General features: G+C 72.1%; 16 protein-coding genes, 1 rRNA gene and 1 pseudogene. 8 read left to right on the plus strand and 10 right to left on the minus strand.

The window, feature by feature from the left end; translation table 11 throughout:
* Positions 1–196: 196 nt before the first annotated feature.
* Positions 197–313 (plus strand): 5S ribosomal RNA (gene rrf, locus ACH34T_RS24910).
* A 56-nt stretch (positions 314–369) separates the two neighbouring features.
* On the opposite strand, the gene ACH34T_RS24915 is transcribed toward rrf, so the two are convergent.
* Positions 370–735 (minus strand): MerR family transcriptional regulator, encoded by a 366-nt coding sequence (locus ACH34T_RS24915; protein WP_396023325.1) that lies wholly within the window; start codon positions 733–735, stop codon positions 370–372.
* 169 nt (positions 736–904) lie between these two features.
* Between ACH34T_RS24915 and ACH34T_RS24920 the strand changes: the two genes are divergently transcribed.
* Entirely contained in the window at positions 905–2,347 is a 1,443-nt protein-coding gene (locus tag ACH34T_RS24920) for an MFS transporter (protein ID WP_396023326.1), read from the plus strand.
* Between the two features lie 7 nt (positions 2,348–2,354).
* On the opposite strand, the gene ACH34T_RS24925 is transcribed toward ACH34T_RS24920, so the two are convergent.
* From ACH34T_RS24925 to ACH34T_RS24945, 5 genes are all read right to left on the minus strand, one after another.
* Complete coding sequence (locus ACH34T_RS24925) at positions 2,355–4,007, minus strand: DNA repair helicase XPB (protein WP_396023327.1); 1,653 nt, start codon at positions 4,005–4,007, stop codon at positions 2,355–2,357.
* A 312-nt stretch (positions 4,008–4,319) separates the two neighbouring features.
* A complete protein-coding gene (locus ACH34T_RS24930) occupies positions 4,320–4,694 on the minus strand; it encodes a hypothetical protein (protein WP_396023328.1) in 375 nt (124 codons plus the stop codon).
* A 144-nt stretch (positions 4,695–4,838) separates the two neighbouring features.
* The gene (locus tag ACH34T_RS24935) at positions 4,839–5,306 is read right to left on the minus strand and encodes a hypothetical protein (protein WP_396023329.1); all 468 of its coding nucleotides are present in this window, start codon (positions 5,304–5,306) and stop codon (positions 4,839–4,841) included.
* Between the two features lie 99 nt (positions 5,307–5,405).
* A complete protein-coding gene (locus ACH34T_RS24940; RefSeq protein WP_396023330.1) occupies positions 5,406–7,901 on the minus strand; it encodes a helicase-associated domain-containing protein in 2,496 nt (831 codons plus the stop codon).
* Between the two features lie 223 nt (positions 7,902–8,124).
* On the minus strand, positions 8,125–8,742 hold the full coding sequence (locus tag ACH34T_RS24945; RefSeq protein ID WP_396023331.1) for a TetR/AcrR family transcriptional regulator: 618 nt from the start codon (positions 8,740–8,742) through the stop codon (positions 8,125–8,127).
* A gap of 320 nt (positions 8,743–9,062) precedes the next feature.
* Between ACH34T_RS24945 and ACH34T_RS24950 the strand changes: the two genes are divergently transcribed.
* Positions 9,063–9,545, plus strand: coding sequence for a GNAT family N-acetyltransferase (locus ACH34T_RS24950; protein WP_396023332.1), 483 nt, complete (start codon positions 9,063–9,065; stop codon positions 9,543–9,545).
* Positions 9,546–9,650: 105 nt separating this feature from the next.
* Here ACH34T_RS24950 and ACH34T_RS24955 read toward each other — a convergent pair whose 3' ends face one another.
* Positions 9,651–10,031 carry a hypothetical protein gene (locus tag ACH34T_RS24955; RefSeq protein WP_396023333.1) on the minus strand — a complete coding sequence of 127 codons (381 nt, stop codon included), beginning with the start codon at positions 10,029–10,031 and terminating at the stop codon, positions 9,651–9,653.
* 310 nt (positions 10,032–10,341) lie between these two features.
* Between ACH34T_RS24955 and ACH34T_RS24960 the strand changes: the two genes are divergently transcribed.
* Positions 10,342–10,965 (plus strand): HAD family hydrolase, encoded by a 624-nt coding sequence (locus ACH34T_RS24960; RefSeq protein ID WP_396023334.1) that lies wholly within the window; start codon positions 10,342–10,344, stop codon positions 10,963–10,965.
* A 178-nt stretch (positions 10,966–11,143) separates the two neighbouring features.
* A complete protein-coding gene (locus ACH34T_RS24965) occupies positions 11,144–11,542 on the plus strand; it encodes a cold-shock protein (RefSeq protein ID WP_396023335.1) in 399 nt (132 codons plus the stop codon).
* 71 nt (positions 11,543–11,613) lie between these two features.
* On the opposite strand, the gene ACH34T_RS24970 is transcribed toward ACH34T_RS24965, so the two are convergent.
* The gene (locus ACH34T_RS24970) at positions 11,614–12,924 is read right to left on the minus strand and encodes an MFS transporter (protein ID WP_396023336.1); all 1,311 of its coding nucleotides are present in this window, start codon (positions 12,922–12,924) and stop codon (positions 11,614–11,616) included.
* Between the two features lie 385 nt (positions 12,925–13,309).
* Here ACH34T_RS24970 and ACH34T_RS24975 point away from each other — a divergent pair.
* Both ACH34T_RS24975 and ACH34T_RS24980 read left to right on the plus strand, forming a co-directional pair.
* Positions 13,310–14,035: pseudogene (locus tag ACH34T_RS24975) on the plus strand (DUF3027 domain-containing protein); the annotation flags it as partial.
* 284 nt (positions 14,036–14,319) lie between these two features.
* Positions 14,320–17,340 (plus strand): sacsin N-terminal ATP-binding-like domain-containing protein, encoded by a 3,021-nt coding sequence (locus tag ACH34T_RS24980; RefSeq protein WP_396023337.1) that lies wholly within the window; start codon positions 14,320–14,322, stop codon positions 17,338–17,340.
* A gap of 8 nt (positions 17,341–17,348) precedes the next feature.
* On the opposite strand, the gene ACH34T_RS24985 is transcribed toward ACH34T_RS24980, so the two are convergent.
* Both ACH34T_RS24985 and ACH34T_RS24990 read right to left on the minus strand, forming a co-directional pair.
* The gene (locus tag ACH34T_RS24985; protein ID WP_396023338.1) at positions 17,349–17,711 is read right to left on the minus strand and encodes a DUF2530 domain-containing protein; all 363 of its coding nucleotides are present in this window, start codon (positions 17,709–17,711) and stop codon (positions 17,349–17,351) included.
* Positions 17,712–17,762: 51 nt separating this feature from the next.
* Entirely contained in the window at positions 17,763–18,338 is a 576-nt protein-coding gene (locus tag ACH34T_RS24990; protein ID WP_396023339.1) for a TetR-like C-terminal domain-containing protein, read from the minus strand.
* 91 nt (positions 18,339–18,429) lie between these two features.
* Here ACH34T_RS24990 and ACH34T_RS24995 point away from each other — a divergent pair, with 91 nt between their 5' ends.
* Positions 18,430–18,912 carry a MarR family winged helix-turn-helix transcriptional regulator gene (locus tag ACH34T_RS24995; RefSeq protein WP_396023340.1) on the plus strand — a complete coding sequence of 161 codons (483 nt, stop codon included), beginning with the start codon at positions 18,430–18,432 and terminating at the stop codon, positions 18,910–18,912.
* Positions 18,913–18,934 lie beyond the last annotated feature (22 nt).

Genomic DNA, 18,934 nt, shown 5'->3' on the forward strand with positions numbered 1-18,934 from the left:
CGCAAGGTGTGGAGTCGACCGGTACTAATAGGCCGAGTGGCTTGAACACACACAACGTTCAAACCAAACCGCTGCACGAGCTTGTTCGCGTCCCTGTGTGGTTCCCAGAAAACAACCGGAACCCACAACACAACACAACAAACGCAATGCGACGCCCCAAGGATTTGCCCACCCCGGTGGGGTGGTGCGTTGGGCGTTCGGTGGTTTTGGCGGAGGGGAAACACCCGGTCCCATCCCGAACCCGGAAGTTAAGCCCTCCAGCGCCGATGGTACTGCACGGGAGACTGTGTGGGAGAGTAGGACACCGCCGGACACACATTATGGGGAAGGCCCCGCCGACAACGGCGGGGCCTTACTCATTTCTGGGCTTCAGCCATTGCGGTCTGCGGCCGTGTCGATGACCTCGTTCAGGACGTCCCGGGAGCGGACGAGGTCGGTGATCATGCTTTCGATGCGGTCGCGTTCGGCGGTGAGGTCCGTGACCAGCCGCGGAGTGGCGATCTCGGACGGGCCGCCGTCCGCGTCCCGCATGCAGGGGAGCAGGACCGCGATCTTTGAGCTGTGCAGCCCGGCGGCGAAGAGCTCCTGAATGCGAATGACCCGGTCGACGGCACTTTCGGGATAGTCGCGGTGGCCGCCGGGTGTCCGCTCGGACGTCAGCAGGCCCTGCTGTTCGTAGTAGCGGAGGGAGCGTGTGCTGACGCCCGTCCGCTGTGCGAGTTCACCGATCCGCACGACCCCACCTCACATCACGGGCACGGACTTGAACCTGACACCAATGGCAACTTCTACGGTAGCGGCCTGACGTACTCGTTCATATGACCGTTTCGAGGTGCTCATGTCCGTCCAGCCGCCGCCTTTGAACGTGCCGCGCAGGCCTCGCCGCCCGGGGTGGGTTCTGGCCTTGCTTGCGTTCGCGCAGTTCATCATCGCCGCCGATTACAACATCGTCTATGTCGCGTTGCCCGAGCTGGGGCGGGATCTGGAGTTCTCCGGCCAGACCCTTCAGTGGGTCGTCAGCGCGTACGCGGTCGCGCTCGGCGGCTTCATGCTGCTGGGCGGACGTGCCGCGGATCTGCTCGGACGGCGCCGCATGTTCATCGTCGCGCTCGTCCTGTACGCCGTCTCGTCGCTGATCGGCGGGCTAGCCGACGATCCGGGGCTGGTGATCGCGGTACGGGCTGCGCAGGGGGTGGGCGCGGCGCTGCTGTTCCCGTCCACGCTGGCGTTGCTCAGCACCATGTTCGCGGAGGGGCCCGAGCGAAATCGTGCGCTGGCCGTGTGGGCCGCCATGGGGGGCGGTGGCCTTGCCGGTGGTGCTCTGCTCGGCGGTGTGCTCACCGATGCCTTCGGGTGGGAGTCGGTGTTCTATGTCTTTGTTCTTTTGGCTGGTTTGGCGTTTCTGGCGGCGCTTTTGTTGCTGCCGCCGGATGCCGGAGTGGACGTCAAGAGAGGTCGCCGGTTCGATCTGCCTGGGGCGCTGACCGCAACTGCCGGGGTCACGTTGCTGGTCTTTGTGCTTGCGCAAGGTCCGGTGTGGGGATGGACGTCGTCGTCCATTCTCGTGGCGTTGGGGCTGGGGGCCGCGCTGGTGGCCGTGTTCGGGGTGATCGAGGTTCGGAGTCGTGATCCGCTCATGCCGCCGCGGATGTTCGGCAATCGCAGCCTGCTCACGGCGATGGCGATCACGGCGGTGTTCGGGGCGGGACTGGGCGCCCAGTACTACCTGCTGACCGTCTACCTCCAGGACGTCCTCGGCTACGACCCGCTGCGGACGGGCCTTGCGTACCTGCCGCTGACTCTGCTCAACATCGCGGGGACGAAGGTCGCCGAGCGGCTAGTGACCGGTGCGGGCATGCGCGCCGCGCTGTCCGTCGGGCTGGTGGCCGGCGCGGCCGGGATGGTGCTGCTGGGGGCCGCTCTGTCGCCCGATTCGGCGTTTGTCGTCGTGCTGCCCGGCATCATGGTCACCGGGTTCGGGATGGGCATCGTCTGGACGTCGATGTGGATCGCGGCGGGCAACGGCGTCGGGGCGGGGGAGCAGGGTGTCGCGTCCGGGATGGCGTCCGTGACCCATCAGACGGGGCTGGCGGTCGGGACCGCGGTCATGGTCCTCGTCGTCAACGCCGGGACCGGGAGCTTGGGCGATGGCGCTCTGCGGCGGGAACTCGCCGAAGGGCTCGGCACGGCGTACTACATGGCGGCCGCTGTGACCCTACTTGGGGCGCTGATCAGCGTCGTCGCGCTCGGGCGGCGTAGGGCGGGAAGCGCGAGCAGGGTGAGCGGCGTGCGGGCGTCCGGGTCCGGTGGTGAGGTCGAAGGGGCCTGCGTCGGGCGGGCCCTCTAGGAGGGCTCTAGAAGTCGTCGCCGGCGAGGACCGTGTCGGCGTCCACGATGCGGTACGCGTAACCCTGCTCGGCGAGGAAGCGCTGGCGGTGGGCGGCGTAGTCCTGGTCGAGGGTGTCGCGGGCCACGACCGCGTAGAAGCGGGCGCCGTGGCCGGACGCCTTCGGCCGCAGGAGCCGTCCGAGGCGCTGGGCCTCCTCCTGGCGCGAGCCGTAGGCGCCCGACACCTGGACGGCGACGGACGCCTCCGGCAGGTCGATCGAGAAGTTCGCGACCTTCGACACGACCAGGACGTCGAGCTCGCCGGAGCGGAAGGCGTCGAAGAGGCGTTCCCGCTCGCGGACGCGCGTCTCGCCCTTGATGACGGGGGCGTCCAGCAGCGCGCCGAGCTCGTCGAGCTGGTCGATGTACTGGCCGATGACGAGGGTCGGCTCGCCCCTGTGCCGGTCGACCAGCGCCTGGATGAGCTTGGTCTTGGTGTCGGTGGTGGCGCAGAAGCGGTACCGCTCGTCGGGCTCGGCGGTCGCGTAGGCGAGGCGTTCGGCGTCGGTGAGGGTGACGCGGACCTCGACGCAGTCGGCGGGGGCGATCCAGCCCTGCGCCTCCATGTCCTTCCAAGGCGCGTCGTAGCGTTTCGGGCCGATGAGGGAGAACACGTCGCCTTCGCGTCCGTCCTCCCGGACGAGGGTGGCGGTGAGGCCGAGGCGGCGGCGGGCCTGCAGGTCGGCGGTCATGCGGAAGATCGGCGCGGGCAGCAGGTGCACCTCGTCGTAGACGACGAGGCCCCAGTCGCGGGCGTCGAAGAGTTCGAGGTGCGCGTAGGCGCCCTTCCGGCGCGTCGTCATGATCTGGTAGGTGGCGATCGTGACGGGGCGGATCTCCTTCTTCGCGCCGGTGTACTCGCCGATCTCGTCCTCGGTGAGGGACGTGCGGCGGAGGAGTTCCTGCTTCCACTGGTGCGCCGACACGGTGTTGGTGACGAGGATCAGCGTGGTCGCCTCGGCGCGGGCCATGGCGGCGGCGCCGACGATGGTCTTGCCGGCGCCGCACGGCAGGACGACGACGCCGGAGCCGCCGTGCCAGAACGCCTCGGCGGACTCCCGCTGGTAGGAGCGCAGCTCCCAGCCGTCCTCGACGAGGGAGATCGCGTGGGCCTCGCCGTCCACGTAGCCGGCGAGGTCCTCGGCGGGCCAGCCGATCTTCAGCAGCGCCTGCTTGAGGGCGCCGCGCTCGCTCGGATGGACGGCGACGACGTCGTCGCCGACCCGCGCGCCGATCATCCCCTTGATCTTCTTGGCCCGCAGGACCTCCTCCAGCACGGACCGGTCGGACGACGACAGGACCAGCCCGTGCACCGGGTCCTTCTCCAGCCGCAGCCGCCCGTACCGCGCCATCGTGTCGGCGATGTCGACGAGCAGCGCGTGCGGGACGGGATAGCGCGAGAACCTGATCAGCGTGTCGACGACCTGCTCGGCGTCGTGGCCGGCGGCGCGGGCGTTCCACAGCGCGAGCGGCGTCACCCGGTAGGTGTGGACGTGCTCGGGCGCCCGTTCGAGTTCGGCGAACGGGGCGATCTCCTTGCGGCAGGCGGCGGCCAGGTCGTGGTCGACCTCCAGGAGCAGCGTCTTGTCGGACTGGACGATGAGCGGACCGTCGGTCACGGAAAGCAGCCCCCGTCGGGAATCGGTGTTCGGAATCGGGAATCCCCGCTGGTGCACGGTACCCGAGGACGCATGCGGCGGCGTCCTCGTCGTCGGGCGGAGCGCGTCCGGCCCGAGCCGGGCGGAGCGCGTCCGGCCCGAAGGTTCGACGAGTCGTCGGGCGGGTGCACGTCCGGGGCCGACGGGTTCGACGAAGGTTCAACGGCTGCGGGCCGCTGGGTCTTCCCGTCGTCCGTGGCTGTCCGCAGGAGTCATCCGGTGGTGGTCCCGCAAGGGTCGTCCGGTGGCGGATCCGGTGGGAGCCGTGGCTGGTCAGGAGTCTGCGCCGATGGTGAGGAAGAACACGACGACGGCGATTCCGATCACTACGGACAAGGCGAAGAGCGACCAGCTCCAGATGGTCAGCTTCCAGGCGGAGCGCGGATCGGTGGTGATGCGGCGCTGTGCGTGCAAGGCGGTGATGACGCCGGCGACGGCGGCGATGTTGAGGCACAGCACGATCGCGATGGAGTTGCAGACGAGCGCGGCCGTGATGGTGCCGTTGCTCACCGTCCGGGGCGGCACTCCGGGAGGCCCGTAGCCGTAACCGGGTCCGGGTTGCCCGCCCTGGCCGCTCGGGTCCCAGCCTGGCGTCCCGCCTTGGGGGCTCTCCCAGTTCGGCGGCGAGCTCCCTCCGTGCCCGCTCATCGAACCTCCTCGAAACCCGTTTTGTGCGGACATGCTATCGGTGCGAAAGGTCAGCGGGAGACGGTGTTTCGGCGTTCCGGTGGTCGTGTCCAGAGCCCGCTCAGGGCCCGCTCAGAGCCCGTTGAGAGCCCGCTCAGGCCAGGCTCAGATCCCGCCGGACGAGTCGTAGTCGGGGTCGGAGGCGGCGCCGATGAGGATGTAGATCACGAGGAAGATGATCCCGATCGCGATGGCGGCGCCGAAGAGCGACCAGCTCCAGATGGTCAGCTTCCGGGCGGAGCGCGGGTCGGTGGTGTTGCGGCCCAGGGCGATCGCGGCGGTGATGACGCCGGGAATCGCGACGATGTTGCAGCACAGCACGACGGCGATGGAGTTGCAGACGAGCGCGGCGATGGTGGAGCCGTTGCTCGGCGTCCCGTACGGAACACCCGGGGGTCCGTAGCCGTAGCCAGGGCCGTAGCCGGGGGGTGGGTAGCCCTGGCCGGGGCCGTACTGCGGCCCGTACTGAGGTCCGTGCTGGGGACCGTACGCGCCGCCTGGGTCCCAGCCTTGCGATCCACCGCCGTAGGGGTCCTCCCAGCCCGACGGCGGACCCCCTCCGTACCCGCTCATCGGGAGCCTCCTCACGTTCGCCCGGACACGCTATCGGTCCGATGGGTCACTGGTTGGACCGTATGTGAGGTTCGCCGGTTCCGGGCACCTGCCGAACGGTCAGGGTGCCGGGTCGTCGGTGAGTTCGGCGACGCCGGTGATGCGGTGCAGCGCGAAGCGGTGCACGGCGGCGCGGGTCGCGTCGTAGCCGGTCAGGAAGCCGCCCTCGACGCGGACGGGCTCCACGATGCGGCTGGACGCCTGGCCCTGCTGGTCGAGGTAGCCGATCCAGACGCGTCCGCCCCGGTCGACGGCGGTGCGGAGACGGTCGACGGTGGCCATCGCGGGAGAGCGGGGCGGTTCGCCGGGCGGGGCGTCCGCCCGCAGCCGGGCCTGCTCCGCGCCGTGCATGGACGCCTCGTCGCCCGCGCGCAGCGCCCGCACCGCCGCGGAGATCATCGAGGCGTCGGTGCGATCGTCCGGACGGAGCCGGACGATCTCGGCGGTCGGCGGCGGGTCGGCGCGCTGCGCGTCCGGACGGGTCACGATCACGCCGCCGCCCGGGGACTCGGCGACCGGTGCGAGGCCCATGGCCCGCAGGCCGTCGAGGAGGTCGGCGCGCTGCAGCCCGGACGCGAGGACGGTCGGCGCGAGGCGGTGCAGCCGCAGCGGGTCGGAGCGCCGGTCGGCGAGGATCTCGTCGAGCGTGGCGGACGAGTCGGTCCGGACGTAGGACGCGAGCGCGCCGACGCGCAGGTGCCCGTGCCGGCGGGCGACGTCGTCGATCAGGTAGGTGAGCGGCTGTGGCAGCGGCGTCGCCGAGTGGCGGGTCAGCAGGCCGGTGACGTCGGCGGCGGTGCGGCCGGCGTCGAGGGCGCGGCGGATCGACTCGGGGGTGAAGCGGTACACGGTCGCGGCGCCGGTGGACTCGACGTCGGCGGCGAGGGCGAGTTCGCGGGCGAGCTCGGTCACCAGCGGGCCGGGCGCGATCGCGGTGAGGTCGGCCTGGATGAGGATCTCGTCGACCGGGGCGGGCAGGTGCTTCTCCAGGGCGGGCTCAGGGTCGGCGCCGGTGAGCAGGTCGCGGGCGAAGGGGGCCGGTTCGCCGAAGCCGGTGAGGCCGAGGGCGGCGGCCTCGCGCAGCGTCCAGCCGATGATCCGGTCGCGGGTACGGCCGCCGCGGCGGGGGCTGAGCCAGGCGAGCCGGTCGCGGAGGGCGTCCTCGCCGACGGCGCCGCGGCCCGCGGCGACGAGGACGTCCAGGGTCGCGCGGCGGGTGGCCGGGGCGCTGCCGCGCACCATCGCCTCGCTGAGCGCGTTGATGAGCCGGTCGCGGTCGTCGCGCTCCCCGGCGAGGCCGGCGGCCCGGTCGGACTTCAGCCAGCCGCGGGCCAGCTCCGTCCAGCGGCCGGCGGCGTCGCGCATGAGCCACAGGTCGTAGGCGGGGGTCGGGAGCCATTCGCCGTCGAGGTCGCCGCTGCGGGTCAGCAGCCCGGCCGCGTACGCGACCTCGACGAGCAGCGCGGCCTTCCATTCGGGGACGTCCAGCAGCACGGCGGCGGCGCGCAGGTCGCGGACGGCGAGGCCGCCGCTGCGCAGCACGGGCGGCGGCTCCAGGCCCCAGCGTTCGAGCAGTTCCTCGGTGAGCCGGACGGCGTTGAACGCCTCGCCCGCGGCGGCCCGGATCACGACGTCCTCGCCGCGCGGCTCGCCTGGCGCGGGCGTGAGCGGCGGGGGCTCGGCGGGGGCGTCCCGGAAGAGGCGTCCGCCGCGCAGATGCAGCGCGACCTCGCGCGGGAGGGTGACCGTGCGGTCGTCCTCGGCGGCGAGGAGGCCGCGGGCGAGGAGCCGCTCGATCGGGGTGGCCGCCGTGTCGACCCGGACGGGACGGCGCGCGTCGGCGACCCGTCCGACCGGCGGGCCCCAGGCGAGGTGGTCGAGGGCGGCCAGCGCGTCGGGGCCCGCGTCGTCGATCAGCGGGCCGGGATCGCCCAGCAGCTCGGCGAGCCGCCGCAGCAGGCGCGCCGAGTCGGCGAAGCCGCGCGGGGCCTCGCCGTCCAGGTCGGTGATCAGGTCGGCGAGCCGCTCGCGAGTGTACCCGGCGAAGGCCTCCTGGACGGGCGGGCCGAGCCCGGCCGGGTGCGGCAGGGCCTGCCGGACGCCGGGCGCCGGGTTCAGCGTCCCGTTCCCCCAGGCCAGGCCGTACCGGTGCAGCGTCGCGAGGGCGTCCTCGACCTGCGCGGGCGTGGCGCCGAGCGCGCTCGCGAGCGCACCGAGCCCGACCGCCGCGGTGCCGGTCGCGCTGGGCTCGGCGGCCGCGGTGCCGGTGGTGTCGTGCTTGGCGGGCGAGGGTGCGGTGGCGTCGTGCGGCGCGGGTGCGGGTGCGGGTACGTCGGGCCGGGCGGGCGCGGGCTGGACGAGCAGCGCCTCCAGGACGGCGAGCGTGAACCGGTCGAGCCGGTCGAGGGCGCGGGAGATCGCGGCGGGCGTCGCGGCGCGGGCGGCGAGCGCCGTCAGGTCGGCGGGGACGGGGGCGAGCAGCTCAGGGCGTGCGGACAGCAGCGCGCGAAGCTCGTCGTCGCCTCGCTCGCGCAACCAGTCCGCGTACGTTTCCATGCCGTTCCTCAACCTTAGGTGGGCCGAGCAAGCTCGTCGTTCTGATCGGTGGTGGGTGGGGCTGGAGGGGCGTGGGCGGCGCGCCGCCCCGAATCGGGCCCCTCAAGAGTAGGAGCCTGCACGGCACACCATCTAGGACGAACATGCCGTGTGCTGGACGAACGCGTGCCAAGCCGCGAAGGACGCGGACGTTCCGAGCCGTAGGGCAGGGCTCCGGGACGGGTCAGGGTGCGGGGGCGCGCTCCAGGCGGACCAGTCCGAGACCGAGCCGCGCCCAGCTCTCCACGAAGCGCTTCTCGTCGATGCGGGTCGGCGGCTCGTACATCGCCTCGTTCGCCAGCCAGTAGTTCACTACCGCGCCGCCGAGGATCGCCGCGACCGCGGGCCAGTCCTCGTCGGTTCCCTCGAACTCGGGCTGCGCGGCCAGCCAGGTGGCGATCCCGTCGTACAGGGGGTTGACGATTCCCTCGCGCATCTCCGCGACCAGGTTCGGGAACTGGTCGAGGTCGCGGAACAGCACCCGGATGAGGTCCTGCTCCTCGCGCATCTTCGCCAGCCCGGTCTGGCACGTCATCCGCAGCCGCGTCTCCAGCGGACGGTCCTCGTAGACGGTCGCCTGGTCGAGAACGTCGTTGATCTGCTTGCGGGTCCGCTCGATGTGCTCGCGGATGGCGGAGGCGAGGACCTCCTCCTTGGACCGGAAATGCCGGTACAGGCCGCCCGCGCCCGGCGAGAGACCCGCGGCCGCCTCGATCTCCGCCACCGAGGTCGCCGTGTAACCCCGGTCGGCGAACAGCCGGAGCGACTCGGCCACTATCCGCTCGCGCGTGGACATCGACATCTGTCATACCTCCATGGACCCGCCGCACGATTCGAACATACGTGCTAATGTGCGGGTGCCCGGTCGGCGGGAACCACGCTGATCGAGCCTACCGCCGGGTCGCCGGACCGGCGGGAAGTGAGGTCCGCGGAGCCTCGGACGGGGGACGAGGTCCCGATGACGAGGTCCTCCGCAAGGCGGCGCTTTGCGGCGGCGACCTGCGGGCTTGGTCGCGGCGGGGCGTGTTCACAGTGTGTTACGCCTCGTCGCGGCCCCGGGGCCGCTAGAGTTTCGATGCCCGCGCCCCGTCGTCGGAAGGGGCGTCGTCGGAAAGGTCGGCGATGTTCAAGTCTCCGCGGAAGGCGGCCGACGGAGCCTTCCTGCCCGAGGACTTCGTGGTGCCCACGCTGGTGGCCGGCTCCCGGTTCCAGATCCGTCCGATCACCGTGCACGACGTGGTCAAGGACTACGCCGCCGTGATCGGCAGCCTGGACCGGCTCGCCGGCCGGTTCGGTCCCGAGTGGGGCTGGCCGGACAGCGAGTTCACCTTCGAGCAGGCCCTGATCGACGTCGCGTGGCTGCAGAAGCAGGGCCAGCTGCGCCGCTCGTTCAGTTACGTCGTGATCACTCCGGACGGTGACCGCCAGCTCGGCCGCATCCATGTCGCGCCGTCCGACACCCCCGGCGCGGACGCCGTCGTGGTGTTCTGGGTCCGCGCCGACGAGGAGGACTCCGCCCTGGAGAAGGAGCTGGAGGAGTTCGTCCGCGAGTGGGTCGGGACCGCCTGGCCGTTCGACGCGGTCCGCTTCCCCGGGAGAGATTGAGAAGCCCCGTCAGGCGAGGCGGCGCCCGGTCAGGCCAGGGGCGTTCGGTCAGGCCAGGGGCGTTCGGTCAGGCCAGGGGCGTTCGGTCAGGCCAGGGGCGTCCGGTCAGGCCAGGCGGCGGATCAGGGATGTCACGACGCGGCCTATCACCAGGTAGACCAGGGCGGCCAGGCCGTAGTTGACGGCTACCTCGGCCTTGGGGTTCTCGGGCTGGAAGACGTCCTTGAACTGCCAGCCGAGGTCGCCGGCCCGGTCGCCGAACCAGCGGACGAGGTCGTTCGCCGTGTTCGCCTCGAACGCGACGAAGAAGATGTGCACGGCCAGGATCAGGACGACGACCGTGGTGACGGCCGACACAGCGGTGGCGGCGACGCCGACGGCGCGGCGGCGGGCCGCGGCGGCGCCGGACGTGAGCGAACGCCGTTCCCCCGCGGCGCGGCGGCCGCCGCGGGACTCGACGCGGGTCAGGTCGGGGTCGTCTGCCATTGCGGCCTCCTTCAGCGGCCCGTTCACCGAGGGACCTTGCCGGGGCGGACGTCGGGGGTGATCGTCCTTTTGCTCGGGGTGGTGTGTTCGAGTCCCGTGTTTTCCCTGGTCAGATGGTTTGTGATCGAGGGCTCGGGTATATCGCCAGCACGGGCGGCCGTTCCCGGTGGACCGGGCACGCAAGTTCCGGTCACAACAGAACGGTTCCCGCGCGAAAGTTCCCGCGCTCTCCTACTCGGATCCCGTCGCATCGCCACTACCAGGAGAGCGCGGGTACGCGCATGTGTCCAGGCCCCTTAACCTGTGGGACGTGCGCGATCTCCCTGTCCTGGACTCGGTCGGCTTCGACCTCGACCTCACGCTGGCCGATACGCGGGCCGGGATCAGCGCGGTGTACGCCGCCCTCGCCGCGGAGACCGGCGTCGCCATCGACACCGACCTCGTCGTCCGGCGTATCGGACCGCCGCTGGAGGAGGAGCTCGGCTACTGGTTCCCGGCGGACGAGGTGCCCGCGATGGCGGCGCGCTACCGGGCGATCTACGCCGACATCGCGGTCCCGGCGACCGTGCTGATGCCGGGCGCCGCGGCGGCGCTGGACGCGGTGCGCGGCCAGGGCGGACGGGTCATCGTCGTCTCGGGCAAGAACCAGGCCGACACCGAACGGACCGTCCGGTTCCTGGGCCTGGAGGTGGACGTCGTGGTCGGCGGCCTGTTCGGCGCCGACAAGGGCGTCGCGCTGCGCGAGCATGCCGCGGGCGCCTACATCGGCGACCACACCGGCGACGTGGACGCGGCGCGGGCGGCGTCGGCGGTCGCGGTGGCGGTCGCGACGGGCGCGTACGACTCGGCGGCCCTCACGGCGTACGGCGCGGACGTCGTCCTGCCCGATCTGCTGGCGTTCCCCGAATGGCTCGGCGGGTTCCGGACGTCCTGAACCGGCGGTCCGCGTCCTGAACTGCGGCGCGATATTCGGGTGCCGTTGTCGGACGGTCAGGATAGCTTCTGATCGACGGCCTGCACGGGCTTCGCGGCGGGTACCGGTGTGTACATCGGCCCTTGGCGAGGCACTAATCTTGGGGTCGATTCAGGACGATTACCGAACGAGGTCTCCGGTGCCGACTGGCAAGGTCAAGTGGTACGACTCCGACAAGGGGTTCGGCTTCCTCACGCGCGACGACGGCGGTGAGGTCTTCGTGCACTCATCGGCGTTGCCGGGCGGGGTCACGACGCTCAGACCGGGCCAGCGCATCGAGTTCGGTGTGGTCGAAGGGCGTCGCGGTCAGCAGGCGCTCCAGGTGAAGGTGCTGGACACCCTGCCGTCGGTCGAGAAGACCATCGCGAAGCAGCGGCGCAAGAAGCCGGACGAGATGGTCGTCATCACCGAGGACCTCATCAAGCTGCTGGACGGGATCTCCAACATGTACCGGCGCGGGAAGCATCCGGCCCCGGCGGAGGCGAAGAAGATCGCCACCGTGCTGCGGGCCGTCGCCGACGACCTGGCCGCGTCCTAGCAGCGGCTAGGCGCGTCCTGTCTGCGCCTGGCCGCGTCCTAGCCGCCAGGTTCTGCTCTGCGCGGCGGGTGTCAGGTGTGCATCTCTGGGTGCGCGTCCTTGATCGTGGACGGGCGGTGCGGGCGGCGGCGCTCCCGGCGGCGGGTCACGGCCCGTCGCCGCAGCAGCAGGGCCAGCGACACGGCGAGCGCCGCGGACACGATCGCGAGCGCGAGGCGCCCGTCCGCGACGATGGACATGCCGAGGCCGAGCAGCCCGCCGAGCACCCAGACCAGCTGGTGCAGCGTCTCGGAGACCGCGAACGTCGACGACCGCATCTCCTCGCCGATCTCGCGCTGCACGACCGCGTCCATCGACAGCTTCCCGAGCACCTGCCCGAGGCCCGCCGCGAGCGCCACCGCCAGCGCCGCCCACAGCCCGAAGAACGCGGCGCTCACGGCGGCGACGGCGGTCACGGACGCCAGCGTCGCCGAGACGATCAGCTGGGGCGCCCGCGCCTTCATCCAGGCGCCGAGCGACGTGCCGATCAGTCCGCCGGCGCCGGCGGACGCCGCGAGCATCCCGAGCGCGACGTTGTTGGACACGGGGTCGAACCGCTCCTGGCGCAGCAGGAACGCCAGATAGAGGATCAGGAAGCCGGAGAAGGCGCGCAGTACCGCGTTGGCCTGCATCGCCTCCGCGACGACCGGGCCGACGCGCGGAAGCGTCCGCCAGTGCTTGGCCTTCGGCTGCTCGGCGTCCTCCGATTCCGGGTCGGGGGTGCGCGGCGCGGGTTCCGCTTCGGGGACGTCCACGCTCTGCGGCAGCCGCATGGTGAAAACGATGCCCAGCAGGAACACGACCGTGCCGATGCGCAGGACCCAGTCCGCGCCGATGAGCCATGCAAGGCCCGCGCCTACCGGCGCGGTGATGGACGCGGCGATCAGACCCGCGAACGAGGCCCGCGCGTTCGCCGACACCAGCGTGACCTCGTCCGGCAGGACGCGGGGCGTCACCGCGGCGCGCAGTACGCCGAACGCCTTGGACAGCACGAGCACGCCGAACGCGGCTGGCAGGAACGTGACCTGGTCGCCGTGCGGCAGCGCGCTGGCCATCGCCCAGCACAGCAGTGCGCGCATCACGAACGTGCTGGAGATCGCGTACCGGCGGACGTGCCGCGCCCTGTCCAGCGCAGGGCCGATCAAAGGCGCGACCAGCGCGAACGGTGCCATCGTGACGACGAGGTAGAGGGCGACCTGGCCGCGCGCCTGGTTGACGTCCAGGCCGAAGAACAGCGTCCCGGCGAGGGCGACGGTCACCAGGGCGTCACCGGCGGAGTTGACCGCGGACGCCTCGATCAGGCTGCCGAGCCCGCTGCGTCCCGCGCCCTGGGCGTGCGTCATGCGACGCGTCAGCCGTCCTGTGCCCGCCATCGCGGAACGCGCGCCGCGCACCGTCCGCGCCACAGCTCCTGCACCGGCGCGTGCGGATCGCCCGAAACGTGTCCGGTCACCCATGCGCCCTGATCTCTCCCCTGCGTCGTCCAGCTTCCCGCTGGGGCACGACCCCTGATTGAGGGTACGTTCCCCGCTGAGAGAGGGGCTCACCAACGGGTTCCCGGTGGTTGTTTTCCACTGGGTGGACCGGTGGGGGACCCGGCCACGCCGTTCCATGGGCGAGAATTGGTGTGTGAGCTCACAGCCTCAGTCCAGCCCCGCGCGCTCCGCGCCCGCGCAGCCCGCCCCCGGGGCCGCCTCCGGGGTCGCCCCCGGGAGCGCCCGCAGGGGCCGTACGCCCGCCGTCGACACCGCCTGCGCCGAGGCCGTCGACCTCGCCCGCGAGGCCGCGGCGGACACCGCCTGGCCCGGCGACGCGGGCGAGCATCTCGGCCTGCGCGCCGAGGGCGATCGCGTGGTCACGCACTATTTCGAGTGCCTCGACCCCGCCTACACGGGCTGGCGGTGGGCGGTGACCGTGACGCGGGCGTCCCGCGCCAAGGTCGTCACGGTCAGCGAGTGCGTGCTGCTGCCCGGCGACGACGCGCTGCTCGCGCCGCCGTGGGTGCCGTGGCTGGAGCGGCTGCGTCCCGGTGACCTCGGCCCCGGTGACCTGCTGCCGACGGCGCCCGACGACGTCCGGCTGGTGCCCGGCTACACGCAGGTCGACGACTCCACCGATCGCGAGGCGCAGTGGGAGCCGGGGCTCGGCCGCGTCCGGGTCCTGTCCCGGGAGGGACGGGACGAGGCCGCCGCGCGCTGGTACGACGGCGTCGGGGGGCCGCGCGCGCCGATCGCCGCGTCCGCGCCCGCGCAGTGCTCCACCTGCGGGTTCTACGTGACGCTTGCGGGCGAGCTGCGGACGATGTTCGGGGTGTGCGCCAACGAGTACGCGCCCGATGACGGACGCGTCGTCTCCGCCGACCACGGCTGCGGCGCGCACTCGGAGGCGGTGTCCCTTCCGGCCGTGTCCGAGCACAGCCCGCCGGTCATCGACGAACTGGGCTACGAGGTCGTTCCGTCGCCACCGAGAGTGGTTGAGGACGCGGTGTCCTTGGCCGAAGACGAGTCGCCCGCGTCCGTGGACGAAGTGTCTGCTCCTGTGGACGAAGCGCCCGCGTCCCCCGACGAAGAGCCCGCGTCCCTGGACGAAGAGCCCGCGTCCCTGGACGAAGAGCCCGCGTCCCTGGACGAAGAGCCCGCGTCCGTGGACGAAGCGTCTGCTTCTGTGGACGAGGTGGTCGCGTCCGTGGTCGACGACGCGGCGACCTTGGACGAAGAGGCCCTAGGCCACGGCTGACGATGCCGGAGTTCGGGACGCGGGCCCTGCGGGAGCGGGTGCTGCGCGCCTGGAATGAGTCGCCCGCGCGTTTCCGTGAGGACGCCAACACCGAGGAGGATTTCGCCCTCGGCGGCTACCGCGACCGTGTGGTGATCGAGCTTGCGCAGAACGCCGCTGACGCCGCGCTGCGCGCCCCCGTCCCGGGACGTCTCCGGTTGACGCTCCGGTCGTCGGCGTCGGGCTCCGTGCTGACCACCGCCAACACCGGGGCGTCGTTGGACGCGGCGGGCGTGGAGGCGCTGTCGACGTTGCGGGCGTCGTCCAAGCGCGACGACGCCGGTACGGCGGGTGCGGCGGGCATGGCGGGACGGTTCGGGGTCGGATTCGCCGCCGTGGTGGCCGTCAGCGATACGCCCTCCATCGCTTCCGGTGGGGGCGGTGTGATGTGGTCGCGGTCCCGGGCCAGGGAGCTGGTGGAGGGAGTACCGGCGCTCGCAGATGAGCTGGAGCGGCGCGGCGGGCATGTTCCGCTGCTTCGGTTGCCGTTCGCCATGGACGAGCCGCCCGAGATACCGGCGGGGTTCGACACGGTGGTGCGGCTGCCGTTGCGCGAGGACGCGGTCGAGCCCGTCCGGCGGCAGCTTGAGCGTGCCGGGGCGGCGCTGATGCTGGCCTTGCCCGCGCTGGAGAGCGTTGAGCTCGATGTGGACGGGAACGTCCGCGCACTGACCGCTGAGCATCGTCCGCCGGGCGAGGTGGTCGTCAACGGGGCCGTGTGGCGGACGGCCGAGGCGCATGGGGAAATTCCGGCGGCGCTCTTGGAAGACCGTCCCGTGGAGGAACGGGCACGGCCGTTCTGGCAGGTGCGGTGGGCCCTGCCAGAAGACGGGCTACCGGAGGACACCCCCGCCGTTGTGCACGCGCCCACGCCCAGCGACGAGCGGCTGGATCTGCCCGCGTTGCTCATAGCGTCGTTCCCGCTCGCACCAGACCGGCGGCATGTCGCGCCCGGTCCGCTGACCGACTTCCTCGTGGAGCGGGCGGCCGAGACCTATGTGCGGTTGCTGGGCGGGCTTCCGGTCTCGCCGCGCGTGCTCGCGCTGGTGCCCGGGCCGGTAGGGGCCGGGGAACTGGACGCCCGGGTACGGCGCGGCATCCGCGAACGTCTTCCCGACGCCCCGCTTCTGCCGCACCGGACGCGCGGCCGGGACGCGGTCGCCGTGGACGCCCCGGCGGAGTTCGTCGAGCTCCTCGGCGGCGAGGACGGCGTCGTGTCCGGACTGCTGCCGCCGGAGTGGCCCGCGCGGAGCCCGGCGCTCGCCGCGCTCGGGGTGCGGCGGGTCGAGCTGGCGGACGTCATCGATGAGCTGGCCGCTGTGGACCGCGCACCGGCCTGGTGGCATCGGATGTACGGGACCCTCGCCGCGGCCGCGACAGACGCTCTGGGGGCCGTCCCGGTACCGTTGGCGGGCGCGTCACCGGATGCGGCGGCGGGCGGCGGCGTGCGGATCGTGCGCGGTCCGCGGGGCCTGCTGATCGCGGACGGCGTCGATCCCGGGGGCCTGGACGTGCTGGGCCTGCGGTTCGTCCACCCGGACGCGGTGCATCCGCTGCTGGCACGGCTGGGGGCCGTCGAGGCCGGGCCGCGGGCCGTCCTCGCCGACGCCGCCGTGCGAGCGGCGGTCGAGGAATCGTTCGACGCCGAAGACCCCGATGCGATCGCCGAAGCCGTCCTGGGGCTCATCGCGGCCGCGCGGCTCGACCCCGGTGACGAACCCTGGCTGGCCGAGTTGGCCCTGCCCGATGACGACGGTGACTTGTATCCGGCGGGCGAGCTGCTTCTGCCGGAGAGCCCACTGCGGGCGCTCATGGCCGATGACGCGCCGTTCGGGGTGGTCGACGCCGAGCTGCTGGAACGGTGGGGTGCCGAGACGCTCACGGCCGCCGGTGTCTTGGACGGATTCGCTCTCGCCAAGGGCGAGGACGTGAACCTCACAGGGCTCGCCGCCGAAGCAGAGACCCTTGAGCTCGACGACGAGGACCTGTGGGCGGAGGACGTGCTGCGGCGAATCGGCCCGCAAGACCTCCCGCCGCTCGTGCCGGAGTTTCTGGCCGTCCGAGATCTCGAACTGGTCGACGACTCGGCTGGGGCGCTGCGCGTCCTGGCGCAGCCGCCGTGGCGGGCCGCGATCGTCGATCCCGTCCATGTGGCCTTGCATGACGGTCGGCGCGTTGCCGTCCCGTCGTACACGGCGTGGTGGCTGAGCCGTCACCGTGTCCTGGACGGCCGTAGACCCGGCGAATTCCGGCTGAGCGGGGACGAGGCTCTGGCAGGGCTCTACGACGTCGCGCCAGCGGGCTTTGACGAGCGGCTCCTGCTCGCCTTGGGCGTCCGGACGTCGCTGGCCGACCTGCTGGACGAGCCCGAAGGCGCCCAAGAGCTGCTCGACCGGCTCGGTGACCCAGGACGGTCCGTCACCCGTGCGCAGTTGGGCGGGCTGTGGACGGCCCTCGCCGACACCCCGCCGGACATGGCCATCGACCCGCCCGACCACGTCCGGACGGTCGTGGACGGCGGCGTCGAGGTCGTGGACGCCGCCGACGCCCTCGTCCTTGACGCCCCGGACGTCCTCCCGCTCCTCCAGGGCCAGCCGCTCGTCATCGCCGCCCAAGGACGGGACGAACGCCTCGCCGAACTGCTCGACCTGCCCTTGGCCGGGGAGGAGATCCCGGGCGTCGTCCAATCGGAGGGCGAGAAACGTCCGGTACCGGACGCCGTCAGGGCCGTCCTGCCAGATGCCCCAGCCGACTACCTCGCGCATGAACGCCTCGTCGTGGACGGCCAGGACGTGCCGTGGTGGACGAGAGACGGCGAAGTGCACGCGAGCGGAGTGAACGGCCTTGCCCGCGCACTCGCGTGGTCGGCCGGGCGGTGGGCCGACCGGCTCATGGTCGAAGCGGTGCTACGCACCCCCGACGCGCTCCCCGACCTCTTGGCCGAGGCAGACCTGGAGCCCTGGCCCAGCCCTAGAGAGCTCTAACCCCAGCCTTAGTCAGCGGGCCTACCCTCAGCCGCTTCCGCCGCCTCCGTGCCCTCCGCTGAGCGGGCTGGACCCGTCTCGTCCGCGGGCCCGGTGCTCTCGCCGACGGGCTGGGCGTCGGCCTCGTGTTGCTTGGCGCGAGCGGCCTCCTGACCGGCGCGGCGGGCCTGCAGCCGCGGGACGTACCAGACGCCGAACACGCCGCTCGCGAAGCCCGTGACGCACACCCACAGCCACCAGCGGTCCTCGGACGGCAGCCCGACGATGAGCAGCACGACGAACGCCACCGCCCAGGCGCCCGCGCCCGCGGCCGCGATGCGGACGTCATTGGTCTGCATGGGCGGCGGGTCCGGGCGGCGCGGTCGGGTCATGCGATCAGGTTACCGAGCAGGTCACCGAGCGAGTCACCGAGCACGGTCCGCTCACTGGGCGCGGTCAGCGCGGGCGCCCGGCAATCCTCCGATGACCATGGTGATGAGCAGCTCGTAACTGGCCTCCAGATCCTCGGGCAGGCCGAAGCCGCCCGCGGCCTCCAGGACCGCGAAGCCGTGCACGGCCGAACGCAGGCAGCGGGCCGCGTGGACGAGTTCCGAACCCTCCAGGGCGTAGCCGCGCAAGGCCGCGAAGACGATGGCCAGGAGACGCTCGCCCGCCGCGTTGTCTTCCGGCGGGGCGTCCGCGGACTGGTCCATCGCTGCGTACCGTCCTGGATGCTCCACCACGTACGACCGGTAGGCGCGCATCAGGGCGCGGACGGCGTCGTCTCCGGAGCGTCCCAGCGCGGCCTCTCCGAGCCGTTCTGTGAGTTCTTCGAGCACGCGTACGGTGACCAGTTGTCGCAACTCCGCCAGGTTGCGGACATGCTTGTACAGGGAGGGCGTCGCGACCCCGGCCCTTCCCGCCACCGCGGCCAGTGTGAGGGCACCGGGGCCCTCGGCGTCCACGATGGCGACGGCGGCGTCGACGACCGCCGGCGGAGACAGTCCGACACGGGGCATTGCCACCCTCCTCTAATCTAGATAGCTCACAGGCTAATAAGCCTAGCCGCAATGTCAAGGTACGGCGTGGCAGCATGGGAGACCAATGACGATGACAACGCCACCCACCCCAAGCCGTGCCGCGTCCGTGCCCGGGCTCGCCGAGGAACTCCGCATCTCGATCGCCCGGCTGTCGCGCCGGCTGCGCACGCTGCGTCCCGCGGGGGAGACCGGCGAGCTCGGCGCCGGCGGCCGGAGCCCGCTGTCGCTCACGCAGTTCGCCGCGCTGGCCGCGATCGAGCGGCACGGCTCGATGACGCCCCGCGAGCTGGCCGACCACGAGAAGGTGCAGCCGCCCTCGATGACCCGCGTGATCGCCTACCTGGAGGAGCGGGGCCTCGTCGTGCGGAGCCCGCACCCGACGGACGGGCGCCAGGTCGTGCTGAACGCCACCGAGGCGGGCGCCGCGCTGCTGGCCGACGAGCGGCGCCGCAAGGAGGCGTGGCTGGCCAGGAGGCTCGGCGAGCTGACCGAGGGCGAGCGGGAGATCCTCCGCCGAGCCGCGCCGATCATCGACAAGCTCAGCCGCTCCTGACCCGTACGGGCGGATTTGCCGG

Source organism: Actinomadura sp. 9N215 (assembly GCF_044326345.1).
In the GTDB taxonomy this organism is placed as follows: Bacteria; Actinomycetota; Actinomycetes; order Streptosporangiales; family Streptosporangiaceae; genus Spirillospora.

Coding starts and splice junctions, on each gene's coding strand:
- ACH34T_RS24935 (WP_396023329.1), bottom strand. CDS start 5,306: ATGAGCGGGTACGGAGGGGGTCCGCCGTCGGGCTGGGAGGACCCCTAC.
- ACH34T_RS24990 (WP_396023339.1), bottom strand. CDS start 18,338: ATGCCCCGTGTCGGACTGTCTCCGCCGGCGGTCGTCGACGCCGCCGTC.
- ACH34T_RS24945 (WP_396023331.1), bottom strand. CDS start 8,742: ATGTCGATGTCCACGCGCGAGCGGATAGTGGCCGAGTCGCTCCGGCTG.
- ACH34T_RS24980 (WP_396023337.1), top strand. CDS start 14,320: ATGCCGGAGTTCGGGACGCGGGCCCTGCGGGAGCGGGTGCTGCGCGCC.
- ACH34T_RS24940 (WP_396023330.1), bottom strand. CDS start 7,901: ATGGAAACGTACGCGGACTGGTTGCGCGAGCGAGGCGACGACGAGCTT.
- ACH34T_RS24970 (WP_396023336.1), bottom strand. CDS start 12,924: ATGACGCACGCCCAGGGCGCGGGACGCAGCGGGCTCGGCAGCCTGATC.
- ACH34T_RS24950 (WP_396023332.1), top strand. CDS start 9,063: ATGTTCAAGTCTCCGCGGAAGGCGGCCGACGGAGCCTTCCTGCCCGAG.
- ACH34T_RS24930 (WP_396023328.1), bottom strand. CDS start 4,694: ATGAGCGGGCACGGAGGGAGCTCGCCGCCGAACTGGGAGAGCCCCCAA.
- ACH34T_RS24995 (WP_396023340.1), top strand. CDS start 18,430: ATGACAACGCCACCCACCCCAAGCCGTGCCGCGTCCGTGCCCGGGCTC.
- ACH34T_RS24955 (WP_396023333.1), bottom strand. CDS start 10,031: ATGGCAGACGACCCCGACCTGACCCGCGTCGAGTCCCGCGGCGGCCGC.
- ACH34T_RS24985 (WP_396023338.1), bottom strand. CDS start 17,711: ATGACCCGACCGCGCCGCCCGGACCCGCCGCCCATGCAGACCAATGAC.